We start from the raw sequence: 15,326 nt of genomic DNA on the forward strand, positions 1-15,326 counted from the left end.
AAACCCAATTAAGCATGCAATTTTGCAAACAATTGTTGGCTCACGCTGTCTAAAGTTTGTGGAATTGCAATCGCTGCAACAAAACGGTCTGGTCGAAGAATCGTAATAGATTCAGTGGTTTTACCAAACCAACCACGAATATCAGTACCAATATCACCAATCGTAATCACATTGTCGTACTTGGTGCGATTTTCATTGCTAAGCTGAACAGCAGGCAATACTTGGATAAATTTAACGCCCAATTTTTGCCATTTTTTCATGGTTGCATCTGACAGACCCCATTTCGGATCGACGCCCCAAGCAATGATTGCAAAGTCGTTACCGATGACTTCATCAAGTAGGACTTTCTCACCAGATTCAAGTTGAACATGTGGTTGAATGAACATTTTACCCACAGGTGAGTCTTTAACACCGTTATTGATCAACGCACCGTCGTTGTACTTCGGCATTGGCTTGAAGCGCATTTCCAATAGATATTGTTTGATCGGTTTGATGTAATTGAGCGCATACGCGATACCATCACGCACGAAACCTTGCCATTTTTTTGGTGGCGCAAGAACATGACCCGCCATTACAGAAAGATCAATCATCGCTTTGGCATGATCTTTACGTTCAACTTGGTATGTATCTAAAAGCGCTGGGCCAGCTTTGCCTTGTACAACCATTGCAACTTTCCACGCAAGGTTGAACGCATCACGCATACCACTGTTATAGCCTTGACCTTGCCAAACTGGCATGATGTGCGCAGCATCGCCTGCAAGTAAAATACGGTCTACACGGAATTTATCTGCAATACGGGCATTGTGGGTATAAACGCGCTGACGAATCACTTCAATACCATCGGTCGTTGGAAGTACTTTCGACAATAATTTGGCAATGTTTTCAGGTTTGCTTAATTCTTCTTGAGTCTCCCCAGGCATCACCATAAATTCGAAACGACGAATACCGTGTGGAAGTGCAGCAGATACATAAGGACGCACAGGGTCACAGCATAGGTAAATGTGTGGCGTTGCAAGTGGGTCATTATTGATGTCGATCACGATCCATTGGTTCGGTGCAGTTTTACCATCGAAGCCGATGTTGAGGGTACGACGTACCACAGAGTTACCACCATCACAAGCAATCAAATACTGCGCTTGAATTATTTCAGCTTCACCGTCTTTATTTTGAATATTGAGCGTTACACCCTTGGCATCTTGGCTAAAATCAGACAATTGACGAGAGAATAAAATATTTGTGGTTTCGTACTGTTTTAAACCTTGTAGCAGTACATTATCGACTTGTGGTTGAATAAAGGCATTACGACGTGAGAAACCAAATTCACGAGTGAGCGGTTGAATGTCTGCGAAACAACGGCCTTTAGGGGTTAAGAAACGCATCGCGTGGTTCGGTGTCGTATGCGGTAACACTTGGTCCACTAAACCTAATGATTGGATGGTACGTAATGATTCATCATCAATACCAATCGCACGTGGGTAGTCAATCAGGCTGTCTAGTTGTTCAATCACATTGACTTTGACACCTTGCTTACTTAAGTAGTTTGCAATGGTTAAGCCGACAGGACCTGCGCCCAGAATGGCAACTTCCGTTGTGTAATTTGCTTTATTGCTCATGCGTAAACATCCAATCACTTCACATATGCCACTATTAAGTTCTAAAGCTAGGCTTTCAACAAGCTAGGCATAAGTCGAAACGATGAATCGAATTATCGTGTTTTTTGCAGGGTTTTATTTTAAGTGAATGATATATATTTATTTATATGAAAATCATCAATCATTTTGAATGATTTATCGATCATTAAAATCTATCAATCAGTGGCTTTGAGCATAAAAAAGCCGAACCATTTTTCAATGATCCGGCGACTTTAATTCATTTAGCACAACATTCTATTAGTGAGGGATAAATGTTGAGCAGCAGACTAAATGAATTTAGCGTGTGGAGTACGCTATTCGTATATTACTGAGCAGGTTGAGCTGGTGCAGAACCTTCAGCATTTGCTTCTGAAGCAGGTTGAGCAGCAGTACCTTCAGCAGCAGTTGTTTCAGTCGCTGGCTGTTCTTGAGTGCTAACCACTACTTTTTCTTGTTCAGGCGCTTCTTGTTTATCTTTGCTCGCAGCAAAACTTGTTGCAGCTGCAGCAGCTAGAGTAGAAGCAAGTAAAATTTGAGTTAATTTCATTTTGAGCATCCTTATATATTTTAGTAAGTCCTGAAAAGATCATCACGTCCATCAGGAGAGAACTCATGCTAAATCGAGAAAACCGAGTGATCAATGCGAGCAACAAAGTGAAACAGACTGGTTAACTGGATGAATACATAACCGTCCATCCTGTGTTTTAAATGTAAAAAATATCGGAATCTTCATTTAACTTTGCAAGAAAAAATGACCAAATCGGCTTCATGATTCATTCATTGTTTACATGATGATTACATCGATGTCGTAAATAAGCAGAATCCAGAAATTTCCCTAAAATCCAAATGTAAGGATTCTTTTCGATATGGCTATTTTTTTAAATATAAGAGTTAACTTTGCCAATAAAGTATGACCAGATATGTCATGCATTCATGCAAATGGAATAAACAGGCTGTTTAACAGCCAGATCATCATTCAATGCCTCGGATACTAGGCTGATCTATGCTTTAGGAAAATGAAGACAGAGATATGAAGACTAGGCTTGCAGCATTTTTTTGAAATCATTATGGTAAAGGCCATCAATCATTGGCTATTTATTTGAGTGACTCACTTTTGAAATTAGTTTCTACCCACGGTGCGATTCCTGTTCATATTATTTCTGGCTTTTTAGGTGCGGGTAAAACCACAGTTTTACAGCAGTTATTAAAGCAAAAGCCAGCGGGCGAAACTTGGGCCGTACTGATGAATGAGTTTGGGCAAATCGGGGTCGATCAACAGATGTTGCCGCAAGATCAGGGCTTTGCGGTGAAGGAATTATTGGGTGGATGTCTATGTTGTAGTAGCCAACTGCCGATGCAAATTGCGTTGTCACGATTATTGTCAGAGGTGAAACCCGACCGACTGTTTATTGAGCCGACGGGTTTAGGGCATCCGGGACAACTATTGGAGCAATTGACCGAGCCACATTGGCATCCGCATTTAGCCATGCGGGCATTGGTAACCGTGGTTGATGGCTCACGCTTACATGATCAAGAGTGGACTTCGCAAAACCTGTATGCCGATCAACTCAAAGTGGCACAAATCGTTGTGGTGTCGCATGTTGATTGTATGAGTGATGCCGATCAAGCTGGTTTGGAACGACTCAAACAAGCGTATTTACCGTATCAGCAGCAATGGATCAATGTTGTCAAAGGTGATTTAAAACTGACAAATATTGATCTTGCCTATATGGGAAGTCCTCGTAAAATTCAGCCCTTATTGGCGATACAAAAGCAAACGCTGGTCGATGTACCCACAGAAATTAAACAGTTGCCTTATCATTATGTTGAATCCGCTCAGGGCTATAGTGTCGCAGGTTGGAAACTCCCAAAACGATGGACCTTCGACTTTTTTGAGCTGTTAGATTTACTCTGTGAGCAGCAAGATTGGCTACGGATCAAAGGTATTTTTCAGACAGACCAAGGGTGGAAAACCTTTAACTTTAATCCCGATCAGTTTAATTATCAGTCGAGCGAGGAAAGTATAGATAATCGTGTCGAAATTATTTACCAGACTGAACGTGAATGGCTCGAATTTGAAGATCGTTTAATGCAGTGTCGTATCGATGCCGAGAAAGCTGAGAAATAAGTAAATCAGCGCAGCAAAAGCTTGCTAAATCTTATATGCTAGGCGCCAAATTTGAGGACTTTACTATGGCGCTAAAAGCTACAATTTATAAAGCAGATTTGAACATTGCCAATATGGATGTACACCAATATGGTGATTATCAATTGACGATGGCTTTGCATCCTTCTGAAACGATTGAACGTTTGATGGTACGTGTCTTGGCATATGCACGCTATGCAGATGAAGCCTTAGAATTTACCAAAGATCTTTTCGAAACAGACGAACCAGCGCTGTGGGAAAAAGATTTAACAGGTCAATTGGTGAAATGGATTGAAGTCGGTTGCCCTGACGAAGATAAAGTCAAAAAAGCCAGCGCACGTTGCCCACACGTTGCTGTGATTACCTATGGTTCTTCAGTAGACGAATGGTATAAACGCAACAGCAAACTGAAAACCCTGAAGAATGTTGAAATTTGGCAATTATCTGAAGCGAGTACGGCTGCCATTCAAGAGTTATGCGAACGGACCATGTCTTTACAATTAAACGTAATGGACGGCGAATGGACTTTGATTGGTGATAAAGCTCAAGCGGTGATTGAATGGACACAATTGCAATAAGCGCATGATTTGATTTAACTTTTTATGATGGATGCGAGTTTAGGCTTGCATCCTTGTCGCTATAACTATTTTTTCAGCTAATACGATTCTGTTAATTTAACTGTCGATTTAAAACTCAGTTGACCTAAAACCATCATAAAAATCTAATTTGGGGAAAATTTCCAGGCCTCAATTTATGTAATGCTCATGGATGAATCCTCTTTATTATCATTGTAAATAGCGTTGTTCTTACCGCATAAACGTCTTCATTCAATGAACGTTCAAACTTTTAGAGCGCTTTAAATTTTTTATTCGTTTCTTCCCAATGCATCTTAGGGATAACGGAATACTCCTAAATGTTTCAAGACATGTGAGCTTTACTAGTAAATGTTTATTTGCATGCTGATCTAAATCATTGTGTTCTCAACTTTGAGTCGGTAAGTTCTAACGCATTCAAGGGCATCATGTTCAGACTGATTCTGTTTATAATAGTGCTTTATTTAGATTGCGGCATTTGAGGTTGAGAGCATGAGCACGGAATTAGAAATTATTGACTTAGTGGTAGGTGAAGGTAAAGAAGCGGTTAAAGGCGCTTTGATTACAACTCACTATACAGGCTGGTTAGAAGACGGTACAAAATTTGATTCATCACTGGATCGTGGTAATTATTTTGAAACAGTGATTGGTACTGGCCGTGTGATTAAAGGTTGGGATCAGGGCATCATGGGGATGAAAGTCGGTGGTAAACGTAAGTTAATCGTGCCATCACATTTGGCTTATGGTGAACGTAAAATGGGTAATGTAATTCCTGCTAATTCAAATCTTATTTTTGAGATTGAATTGTATGATGTAAAAACTCGCGATTAATACAGCGACTGTTTTAGATCAGTGACATGGAAGTTATTGATCAATTTGATAAAATAGTAGTTGTTATTTTTGTCTTTTACCGTAGATTAGAATAATTGCTCGAGTATAAACGCAGGAATCAAAGCCGTTGTCTTTACAGTTGCCTTGCACCAGATTGTTCTGGGTTCTTACCTTTATTATTTTTACATTGGCATTCACTGTATCGACTGCTCAAGCACAGTATGAAACTGCTCCTAAATCGTTTTATTTAAAACACCAAAACGAAGTTAACCAAATCTACTTCACGGAAGACACCAGTAGCCTCTTACAAGGCAAATGGTTGTTTTATCCAAATCAATTTTTAACTTCTCCGAGTTCGGTTCTAGTCGGTCAAACGGTCTATCTGCCTGCATCATTTAAAGACATCACAGGGGACAGTAAAGGCTTTGGGACATATACTGGACATTTCCAAATCCCCAAACAATTTATTGGTCGTCGTATCGCGGTATTGATTCCAAATCAGTACGGTGCATATCGGGTATTTTTAAATGGTGATGTGATCGTTCGTTTGGGAGAAGTTGGGCGTACTGAAGCAAAACAAAAAACGGAGAATGCGCCGCGAATTGCCTATTTTGTGGCACAAGATGAATATTTCACTTTAACCATTCAGGCTTCAAGTTTTAACAGTATGCATGGCGGGTTTGAAAACCCGATGCGTATTGGTATTGCTAAGACAGTAAACCGCCAATTCCAACAACAGATGATGAGTATTGGAATGGTGTCTGGTGCCGTCTTGGGTGTGGGACTATTTACAATCCTATTTTCAGTCTTCCGAGGGTTACGCGGTCGCAATAGCCGAAGTAACTTGGTGTTTGGCTTATTTATTGTCTTTTTAGCACTCCATAATTTATTTTCAGCACCTTATGCCTATACCACTTTTACCGATATTAATTGGTTGTGGGGCACGCGATTAGAATACTTATTTACCTATTTGGCATCGATTTTCTTTTTAAGTTATATCCACTTGCTCAGTCGTCGCTATTTATTTACCTTAAATTATCAGATCGCGATGTTGCTGTTGTCTTTGAATATTTCAGTGACTTTTGTTTCGACGCCTGAGATTTTTCAGCCTTTGGCAACCTACAGCTTTGCCTATGTGATCGTTGTTCTGAGTAATTTTGCGTATGGTTTTTACGTAACACTGAAAAAGAAAGAACCGTATTCAAAATTAAATTTAATCGCGGTTATTTTCCTGTGCATTACTTTTTTAAACGACTTTTTGCTGATGATGAATTTGATTGATTCCGTCAATTTATCGTTCATTTCAACCAGTTTGTATGCCTTGTTGATCATGTTTCAGCAATCGCATCATTATGCACAGCAGTCGATGCATACCGAGCAGTTAAATAATAGTCTGCTTGAGCTAAACAGTTCACTCGATCAGAAAGTCAAAGAGCGCACCTTACAGCTCCATGAGCTGAATAAAAAATTAGAGCTACAAATTCGTATTGATGCCTTAACGGGGGCATTCAACCGTCGTGCTTTGAATGCCGAAATTCAACGTTTATATTCAGAAGTCCGTTTTCATAGTCATCGAACATTGGTCTTTGCCATGTTAGATGTCGATTATTTTAAAAATTATAATGACCACTATGGACATCTCAAAGGCGATGAGGTGTTACAGCAGATCGTGAAAACCATGCAAAATACCCTGCCAAGTTCAGCCTATGTGGCTCGCTATGGGGGAGAAGAGTTTGCCATATTGATGCATGATGTTCCGTATGCGATTGCCCAAGAACAATTGCAATTGGTACTCGAAGCCATGCGTAATGAACAACTTGAACATGTTAATCGGGGGGATGACAAAAATTACGTCACACTGAGTTTGGGCATGGCATGGATGGATAAGCAAAATGACTTCGACAGTATCGAAGCCTTAATGAAGCATGCAGACCATTATTTATATATGGCTAAACAGGCAGGACGCGATCAACTTAAGCCTTGATACTCCGTTGTAAACGGCGAAAACTTTGCGGTGCTATCGCTAGTATCCTTTGCCAATACTTATTTAGATTGATCTCTTTTTAAATTCACCTATCATAATCATCCTATTTGAAAATCTATCTTTTTATGAGGTTTGCCTCTCTACTAACAGAGCTGTTTGACCAATTTGAGCGGAACATCGGCAGGCTCAAAATCCTGATGTGCGACAAAGCCATATTTTTGGTAAAAGGCGAGTGCCGTATGAGTACTTTCTAGACTGATCTCGGTAATATTCTTTTTCCTGACACAGTGCATCATGTTTAACAATAATGCCTTACCAATGCCTTGGTACTGACGTTCAGGGCAGATATAGTTCAGTAAAATTTGTCCTTGATCACTGACTAAAATAAAGCCGACCACTCGATTGTCACTGACGTAGACCCAACTGTCGTTGTAAAGCATCCACATTAAGATATTTGATTGATTTGCCTCCTCAAGCCAAGTTTGAATCACACTTTCATTACGTTGATGGTCCTGGATACATGAACGAATGCTGTTGTGAATCACGTGAATAATTTCGGGTATATCCTGAATTTGTGCTTCGCGTATCATAATTTTTTCTTTTTATAGAAAACTCCAACAGCCTGTCATTTCAGAAGATATCGCCTTGTGCTTAAAGAGGCTTCTTGTTGCGTTTTATGTTTTTTTGCAGCCATTGCGCTGTTGGGTTGGGTTTTTATTTCAAAATTGTTGCAAAATTTACAAATGTATATTTATAAATTAATCGTTAAATACGGATAAATAACCACATAAATGCATCTAACTATACTGTTTTTAAAGTAATAATAGATTTTTTAGAAATGTATACATACTCAATGATTTCAACAGGTGTAATAGTTTGAAATAAATTAGCAAAGAAAATTGGCAAGATTTCAGCTTTAAAATAATTTTGTATGAATTTTAAACGTTATTGTGCGTTATATTAGTCCATAAAAATATTCGATGATTCAAGATGTGCATGCGCGTCATCGGCAGTAGGTTGTTATTATGGTTAATTTTCTCATTGTGATATGTATTCTGATAGCGTTGTCTGCAGCGGGAATCGTGGTCAAAAAAATCCTAAAAACAGAAAAATATCGTCAAAAATATACGCGCTACCAAGCACCAAAAAAATCGAACAGTATCTCTTTAGCATCGAATGATGATGCTATACGCCAAGTCGATCAGGTCATTGAAGTTGATGAATATGAACAGCAACTTTTTGATGATATTGCGGAAATTTTCTTTCAACAACAATACAAATTAGATTCGCTACAGGCAGCCGAGCAGTTACAAGAAGTCTTTTTACGTCGCATGCCAGTGAATTGTAAAACTCAAATTCGCCAATTAGATCTGAATGAATGGTCGATTTATTGGAGTTTTTACAATCAATCGCTCGAGTATTATTTAGGCCGATACGGTGAGTTTTATACACATGTCGACCGTTTTGGCGAAGAACATAAAATTGAATATCGCTATCAAGACTCCGCAAGTTGAAGCAAAATGCGATCTTGGACTAAATCGAGATAACTCAAATCATCGGTTATTCGAGCCATTAAAATCGCGCCTTCATAATCCGCCAAGCTGACTTTGGCAAGTTGAGCGGCATGTTCGATGGTCATGCATCGCTGAAAAAACACTTCAAAGGCGAGTTGCCACTCGTGAAAGATGGACTGTAATTTTGCAAAAATCTCGGTAGGCAAATGTTGACGTTCCATACTTAATATCCCGACTAAACAACCTAATCCACCTTGACTAAAAAACTGGATGGCCAGTTGATGGATTTGCGAGAAAGCCTGTTGAGGAGATGCAGTGGATTGCTGTAATTGCTGAAAAATACTGTGCTGTAACTTTATATGCGTCAGGTTTAAAATTTCCATTAATAAAGCGTCTTTATTCGGATAGTCATAATAAAAAGCAGCTTTTGAGAGACCACAGACTTCGGCCAATTTCCCCATGCTACAGCCCATATAGCCATAGCGTTTAAAAGCGTGTGCTGACTGTAACAATAGATGTTCAGAGGTGTTTTTCCGTGGACGCATGTAATTCTCTATCCGAATAAATCAATGTGCTATGTATGAAGTAAATTGGTCTAGGCGATTAATAGTTCGTCAAACCTTCCAATGACTTCCTGCCATAAGAGTTCAGCACCTTTGCGGAAATATCCCATATGACCAATCTGTTTTAGACCATAATCTTGCGCTTCAATATTGATATAGTGCATTGATGCTTGCGCATAATGCTGCATAAAAGCATGTCGTGAATTGGGTAATGCCCAGTCATCATCGAGTGCAGCGACCGCATAAATCGGCGTTTGAACAGCAGCATATTGTTGAGACAACTCACTCAGCTCAGGGTCGGCAAAGAAATAGGTTGGGTTTTTACACCAACGACGCCACTGTTTATAGACATCGACAGGAAGGTCAGCGCCCATATTGAGTTTGTTCCAAGGCAAATATCCTTTGACGGCAACCATTGGCGGAAAAACGATATTCCACATCACATGAACCTTCATTTTTTCCTTAAATGGCATATAGCCATGCCAGCCTGCGCCCGTGCCAAAACAATACATGGCACGTATCTGATCATGATTTGAGGTGAGGCCTAGTGCTTGACCGCCATAGGAGTGTCCCACTAGAAAAGTTTCCTGACCGTGTTGTTGCATATAAGCTATGGCACCAGAAAGGTCATAACGTCCCCAGTCGAGGTAGGACATCTTAAAGCCTTTAAGTTTTGACGGTGCAGAACGTCCAATACCACGATAATCAAAAGTCAGTACTTGATAACCGAGTCCTGCGGCATACTCGGCAAAACGACGGTAAAATTGTTGAGGTACACCTGTCGCACTTGAAATAATAATATTGGCCTTAGCGGCAGTATTAGGCCGATATTCAACGCCTGAAAGCGTATAACCATCGGTTGCTGGGAAACTCACGGGTGTACTGTGTATTTCTTGCGTTGTTTGTTCTAAATCCGTTGACATAATTTTTCTCTTGATGTTGCAGGGCGTTAAGGGTTTATTCGATTTATCCATAGGCTTATTTGCCCTGAAAATTGGCTGCACGACGTTGTAGCATGGCCATCACACCTTCTTGTACATCTTGTGTTTTTAGTAGTGGTTGTAAGTGCTGATCTAATTGAGCAAATGCAGCATCGGCTCCCAAATGCACACCTTGCTGTGCTGCAGCGAGTGTTGCCTGAACCGCCAATGGTGCGGCCTGTGCAATTTGTTCTGCAAGTTCAATGGCACGAGATAAGGGCGCTTGCTCAGTGATTTCAGTCACCAAGTTCATGTCATATGCCGTTTGCGCATTGAAACGTTCACCTGTGAGTAAATAGCGCATGGCTTTATTCCAACCCGCTGCTTGCACAAAGCGAACTGTTGCACCACCAAAAGGAAGAATGCCACGTTGCACTTCCATTTGAGCGAACTCTGTCTGACGCTGTGCGATCACGACATCGGCATTCAGCATGAGTTCAATACCCGCTGTAAAACAGAACCCTTGTACCGCGACCACAACTGGTTTTTTCCGTTGTCGTGAGTTGGTTCCCCACGGATTAATCTGCTGATCAGGAAAATTAAACAGTCCACTGCCGAGTTTGGGTTGTAGTTCGACCAGATCTAGACCTGCAGTAAAATGATCACCATGAGCAAAAATCACTGCACAGCGTAAATTTGGATCATCTTCATATTCAGTGAGCGCCAGTGAAAGGTCATGAATTAAATGACTGTCAAACGCATTTCGTTTATCTGCACGGTCCAAACCGATTAAATAAAGATGACCACGAATTTCTCGACTTACACGACCTTGTTGTTCTGACATTTGGATGATTCCTTCTGATTATTCTTTATGCACAGCTAAGTTTTTAAACGATTGTTAGAAAACTGTCAAAACTGATGCGTTCAAAACATCAAAATCATCGTCTGGTGGATGAGTGGTTTGATTTAAAATTTACAGAGTTGATATGAAATAGTGCAGGATATAGCTTGCCTTTAGGCTGAATTTTTTCATAATAGCTGCAGCTTTTTTAAGGCCCAATCAACCATGTCGAACTTAGAAATATTTGCAGTCATTATTAGCTTAATCGGGGTGACTTTAACCATAAAGCGAAATATGTGGTGTTGGTGGTTTAACTTTGCAGCTTTTTTGCTGTATGCCTACTTGTTTTATACCTACAAACTTTATGGCGAAACCATTTTGCAGTTTTTCTTTGTAGTGGTGAACTTCTACGGTTTTTATCACTGGTTGAAGGGCAAACAACAAGATCATGACATCCGTATTGAACCGATTGCGACCAAACTCGTGATCTTTCAAATGCTCTTAGCAGCGGTGGGTGGTTTGATTTTTGGTTTAAGTTTGCACTATTTTACCGATGCAGCCGTACCAATTTTGGATGCACAATTGGCCGCGTTTAGCTTACTCGCAACGTATTGGACCAGCCGGAAACATATTGCTACTTGGGTGCTTTGGGTATTTGTCGATATTATCTATGTGGGTATGTTTATATACAAAGACCTGTATCTCACTGCGGCGTTGTATGCAGGTTTTGTGGGCTTGGCGGCATTTGGTTGGTGGCAATGGACACAAGTCAAAAATAAACAGCAGCAACAGGCGATGAAAGCTTTATCCATTTAGCCCACAGATGTTTTTTTCATTCCCAATTTGACAATTTATAAAAATATATTTACTTTGTAACCATAAAGGGCATTTCATAATCGGGCTTCACCCCGATGAGAAGTGCCTTTTTTATGCCTTAAGAAATGTGGCTGTGTTCATTTGAGTCTAAGACATGTCATAAAATCCTCTGTGAATTTATAAGCAAAATTGGGTGTCTGCGAAGCTTGATTTTAATAGCCGATGATCCGATCCCGATGAATAAGTAAAGAGCGTGCAGAGTCATGATTATCGACTTTCAACTTGAGCAGCAACTGCGTTTTGACCGACAAGCTACGGTTCTACTGCAGCAAAAGGCGAGCTTTTTTCAGTTTGAGCAAATAGCAGATGTGTATAACGCTGAATGGCTCAAGGCATTTCCACAAGGGACGCAATGTAGCATCAGCGGTTTGGATGATGGTGCAGATGAATACGGCATCCAAATCAGTTATAAACACCAAAGCATCTTGATCGATTATTCACAACCGATCAAATTGGTACACCGTGATCGGGATGGTGTAGTGCATAGCATGCTGTTAAATTAACAACTTAAATTAAACTGAGATTTATAAAAGCAGTACCACAAAGATTTGTTATAGAAATATAAAAATAAGCGCAAGAAGAAATGAAAAGATATGGGAAGCTATTAAAGCAATGACGCAACTTGATCCCAAAGATTCAACATTTGAAATTTTTAATCAGCTATGTTTTGAACTGTTTCATCATTATGGCTCGCACTTCAAGTCTTTTGAACCTAGCGCTTTAATACATGCAAAACCAATGCAACAGCTTCCTGAACAAGCCAGCTTTGATATTTTTAGCCTCGAGTTTGGTCATTGGTACGCAAAGTTGTCCTATGCAGGGATGTATTTAAAAATTGATGCGGGCTGGGAATTTCAGCTCGAGTTGAAAAATCAGCATGGGCAAATATTTCAAAAAAGCCTTTAAGGCAGAGTCCCTCTGAGTTGCAGTATGGCAATTCTGTTTTTCTAGCTTGGTTTCAGGTCAATGACAGCCACAGCGCTTTTCGATTTAATTCAAAGCACAGTTTTAGCAACTGTAGACTGGGCGAAATAAAACAATAAAACCAATATTGACCTGAAGGATTACGAGAATGGCACATCAATTTACCGTCAATGCCACAATTCATGGCGTTTCACTTGAAGATTTTAAACGACTAGCCGCAGATATCAGCTTGCATGAAGCGGTGTGCAAACGCATACCGGGTGAAAATCTAGAAATTTTAGAATCAAAAAAAACAGGTGATATGTATACCTTAAAACGTGCCTATAACTTGGATGTAAATATTCCAGATATTGCCAAGAAGTTTTTAAAAGATGCGTTTCGTCTGAAACGTACGGATATTAGTAATTTGGCGGCATTAACCTCTGACGTCAAACTAGATCCGAACCTACCGCTCGAAGCCAGTTGTAAACGAAGTGTCAGTGGTGATGCAACACAAGTGAGTTTCAATTTGGACTGGACGGTGAAAGTCAAAGTTCCACTGCTTGGTGGATTACTTGAAAAACATGCAGAAGGTGAAATTCGTCGTTTTAGTCAGCTTGAGATTGAAATTGTAGAAGATGAATTGCGTAAAAATTTAAAAGCCTGAATTGATTTGAAAGCAAGTTAAAAAAAGCGGTCATTGACCGCTTTTTTTAGTGACTGATGTTACGCACGTAAAAGTAATTTCACAATTTTTAAATGATATTTAAGTCTATTCGACGGGGTCTTACATCTATGGATTGAATAAAGGGATTAGCCTTCGGCTGGAGGTACTCTTACGAAACAATGTTTCTCATTAGGCAAAATGAGAAGCGAAGCTTCGCAAGGAAACCATCTTGCGGAGCAATGCTCCTCACCGCAAAACTCGTTCACTAGCGTCAAATTTTTCAAAGTATTGCAAAAACAATTTTGATTAAAAGTAGTCCTGTCTCAAACACTTGCGGATGACCTTAGCGCGTATCGTTCATTTATTTGAATCAAATTGCGCTGCTGATGTTACTTCGTAACATCAGTTAGCGAGATGTTTTTTCAAAACGTTGACGATAAAGCATCGCAGTAAAGAAGGTCACCAAACAGACAGTCCATATATAATACATGGCGCCAATGTTGCTGTATAAACTCAACCATTGAACCAATGGCAAGGTGATACCACCCGCGATGGCATAAGCCAAATTGTATGAAAATGAAATGCCCGAGAAACGAATCTGTGCAGGGAACATTTTCACCATACTATAAGACACCATGCCGACCGTACCTGATGCCAAACCGAGCAGCATATAGAGCGTAAACACGGTCGATGCTGCCACATGGCCCAAGCTGTTATAGAACACGCCCGCGATTATCGCGACAAGGAGGGAACCGAACAGCATCACTTTGCCCGCACCGAAGCGATCTGCCAAAAGACCTGCCAAGATACAACCGACCATTTGCATCACAATAGCGGCACTTTGCATTTTAAAGGCATCTGCACGTTCAAAACCAAAGGTGCTCGTGAGTAGATTTGGCATCGCTAAAATCAATACAACAACGCAGCCAGTTAAGAACCATGTAAACAGCATACCAATCACAACGCCTGTTTTGTGCTGTTGCAGCACTTGTTTCACAGGAAGCTCTTTAGTCAATTGTTTCTTTTCTTGCATGGCTTTAAATACAGGCGTTTCTTTTAAATAACTGCGGAGATAGAGCGCAACAAAACCAAAGATTCCGCCTAGAATGAATGGAATCCGCCATGCCCAATCATGGATTTCTGACTCTGTAAATTGTAATGAAATAAACAAAGACATCAGTGCGCCCAATAAGATACCCAAAGATAAGCCAGCAGTGAGTAAGCCATTGGCGATACCAATTTTTTGCTCAGGCACATGCTCTGAAACAAAAGTCCATGCAGCAGGGATTTCACCACCAATCGCGATGCCTTGAATCACACGCATCAGTAGGAGCAAAAGTGGTGCTGCATAACCAATACTTTCAAAAGTCGGCATCACACCAATCATCAGTGTAGGCAAAGCCATGAGTAAAATAGACAAACTAAATAAACGCTTACGACCAATCAAATCGCCAAAATGCGCCATTACGACACCACCCAATGGGCGGAAAAAATATCCTGCTGCAAAAATACCGTAGGTATTCAACATCGCCCAAAATGGACTGAGGCCAGTGGGGAAAAACAGTTCCGAAATAATTTTGGCGTAAAACACATAAATGACAAAGTCATAAAACTCAAGTGCGCCACCGAGGGATGACAGTCCGAGGGTGCGTTTATCTTGACGAGTCAGGCGTGGCTGAGCTTCCATGCAAATATTTTCCAGCAGCAAATAGCATTTGACGATTTTAGTGATTCAATTTTTTATTGAATAATCAAACTTTGTTGCCTTATTAAAAACTTATAGTTATGAAAATATCACTAATTAAGAACAAAATAATATAGATAAAGTCGCATTAACTTAAAGAAAGATTGGTAATA

Annotated in this window: 16 protein-coding genes; 9 read left to right on the forward strand and 7 right to left on the reverse strand. The window is 40.2% G+C overall.

Annotated elements, in window-relative coordinates:
* Positions 1 to 8: 8 nt before the first annotated feature.
* Both FTT92_RS00960 and FTT92_RS00965 read right to left on the reverse strand, forming a co-directional pair.
* On the reverse strand, positions 9 to 1,613 hold the full coding sequence (locus FTT92_RS00960; protein WP_180171204.1) for a bifunctional 3-(3-hydroxy-phenyl)propionate/3-hydroxycinnamic acid hydroxylase: 1,605 nt from the start codon (positions 1,611 to 1,613) through the stop codon (positions 9 to 11).
* A gap of 343 nt (positions 1,614 to 1,956) precedes the next feature.
* Positions 1,957 to 2,178 carry a hypothetical protein gene (locus tag FTT92_RS00965; RefSeq protein WP_078191424.1) on the reverse strand — a complete coding sequence of 74 codons (222 nt, stop codon included), beginning with the start codon at positions 2,176 to 2,178 and terminating at the stop codon, positions 1,957 to 1,959.
* A 567-nt stretch (positions 2,179 to 2,745) separates the two neighbouring features.
* On the opposite strand from FTT92_RS00965, the gene FTT92_RS00970 reads away from it, so the two are divergent.
* From FTT92_RS00970 to FTT92_RS00985, 4 genes are all read left to right on the forward strand, one after another.
* Positions 2,746 to 3,759, forward strand: coding sequence for a GTP-binding protein (locus FTT92_RS00970; protein ID WP_180171205.1), 1,014 nt, complete (start codon positions 2,746 to 2,748; stop codon positions 3,757 to 3,759).
* 65 nt (positions 3,760 to 3,824) lie between these two features.
* Positions 3,825 to 4,355, forward strand: coding sequence for a YaeQ family protein (locus FTT92_RS00975; protein ID WP_078191423.1), 531 nt, complete (start codon positions 3,825 to 3,827; stop codon positions 4,353 to 4,355).
* Between the two features lie 507 nt (positions 4,356 to 4,862).
* Positions 4,863 to 5,201, forward strand: coding sequence for an FKBP-type peptidyl-prolyl cis-trans isomerase (locus FTT92_RS00980; protein ID WP_078191421.1), 339 nt, complete (start codon positions 4,863 to 4,865; stop codon positions 5,199 to 5,201).
* A gap of 187 nt (positions 5,202 to 5,388) precedes the next feature.
* Complete coding sequence (locus FTT92_RS00985) at positions 5,389 to 7,185, forward strand: diguanylate cyclase domain-containing protein (RefSeq protein WP_180171248.1); 1,797 nt, start codon at positions 5,389 to 5,391, stop codon at positions 7,183 to 7,185.
* Between the two features lie 143 nt (positions 7,186 to 7,328).
* Here FTT92_RS00985 and FTT92_RS00990 read toward each other — a convergent pair whose 3' ends face one another.
* On the reverse strand, positions 7,329 to 7,775 hold the full coding sequence (locus tag FTT92_RS00990; RefSeq protein WP_078191420.1) for a GNAT family N-acetyltransferase: 447 nt from the start codon (positions 7,773 to 7,775) through the stop codon (positions 7,329 to 7,331).
* 435 nt (positions 7,776 to 8,210) lie between these two features.
* Between FTT92_RS00990 and FTT92_RS00995 the strand changes: the two genes are divergently transcribed.
* The gene (locus FTT92_RS00995) at positions 8,211 to 8,699 is read left to right on the forward strand and encodes a hypothetical protein (protein ID WP_180023189.1); all 489 of its coding nucleotides are present in this window, start codon (positions 8,211 to 8,213) and stop codon (positions 8,697 to 8,699) included.
* Here FTT92_RS00995 and FTT92_RS01000 read toward each other — a convergent pair.
* From FTT92_RS01000 to FTT92_RS01010, 3 genes are read right to left on the reverse strand one after another with little or no spacing between them, the layout of a single operon-like run.
* Complete coding sequence (locus tag FTT92_RS01000; RefSeq protein ID WP_180171206.1) at positions 8,681 to 9,244, reverse strand: TetR/AcrR family transcriptional regulator; 564 nt, start codon at positions 9,242 to 9,244, stop codon at positions 8,681 to 8,683. The two genes, FTT92_RS00995 and FTT92_RS01000, sit on opposite strands and share 19 nt — an antisense overlap.
* A 50-nt stretch (positions 9,245 to 9,294) precedes the next feature.
* Positions 9,295 to 10,185 (reverse strand): alpha/beta fold hydrolase, encoded by an 891-nt coding sequence (locus FTT92_RS01005; protein ID WP_180171207.1) that lies wholly within the window; start codon positions 10,183 to 10,185, stop codon positions 9,295 to 9,297.
* Between the two features lie 55 nt (positions 10,186 to 10,240).
* Complete coding sequence (locus FTT92_RS01010) at positions 10,241 to 11,026, reverse strand: crotonase/enoyl-CoA hydratase family protein (protein WP_180171208.1); 786 nt, start codon at positions 11,024 to 11,026, stop codon at positions 10,241 to 10,243.
* Between the two features lie 222 nt (positions 11,027 to 11,248).
* Between FTT92_RS01010 and pnuC the strand changes: the two genes are divergently transcribed.
* The 4 genes from pnuC (at position 11,249) to FTT92_RS01030 (ending at position 13,469) form a co-directional block, all read left to right on the forward strand.
* Complete coding sequence (gene pnuC / locus FTT92_RS01015) at positions 11,249 to 11,839, forward strand: nicotinamide riboside transporter PnuC (RefSeq protein WP_180120566.1); 591 nt, start codon at positions 11,249 to 11,251, stop codon at positions 11,837 to 11,839.
* A 263-nt stretch (positions 11,840 to 12,102) separates the two neighbouring features.
* A complete protein-coding gene (locus tag FTT92_RS01020; protein WP_180023193.1) occupies positions 12,103 to 12,402 on the forward strand; it encodes a hypothetical protein in 300 nt (99 codons plus the stop codon).
* Positions 12,403 to 12,511: 109 nt separating this feature from the next.
* On the forward strand, positions 12,512 to 12,805 hold the full coding sequence (locus tag FTT92_RS01025; RefSeq protein WP_180107380.1) for a hypothetical protein: 294 nt from the start codon (positions 12,512 to 12,514) through the stop codon (positions 12,803 to 12,805).
* A 166-nt stretch (positions 12,806 to 12,971) separates the two neighbouring features.
* Positions 12,972 to 13,469 (forward strand): DUF2505 family protein, encoded by a 498-nt coding sequence (locus FTT92_RS01030; protein WP_180109767.1) that lies wholly within the window; start codon positions 12,972 to 12,974, stop codon positions 13,467 to 13,469.
* A gap of 406 nt (positions 13,470 to 13,875) precedes the next feature.
* Here the strand turns inward: FTT92_RS01030 and FTT92_RS01035 are convergent, their stop codons facing one another.
* Positions 13,876 to 15,156 carry an MFS transporter gene (locus tag FTT92_RS01035; RefSeq protein WP_180171209.1) on the reverse strand — a complete coding sequence of 427 codons (1,281 nt, stop codon included), beginning with the start codon at positions 15,154 to 15,156 and terminating at the stop codon, positions 13,876 to 13,878.
* Positions 15,157 to 15,326 lie beyond the last annotated feature (170 nt).

This window comes from Acinetobacter sp. YH12023 (genome assembly GCF_013420135.1).
In the GTDB taxonomy this organism is placed as follows: Bacteria; Pseudomonadota; Gammaproteobacteria; order Pseudomonadales; family Moraxellaceae; genus Acinetobacter; species Acinetobacter amyesii.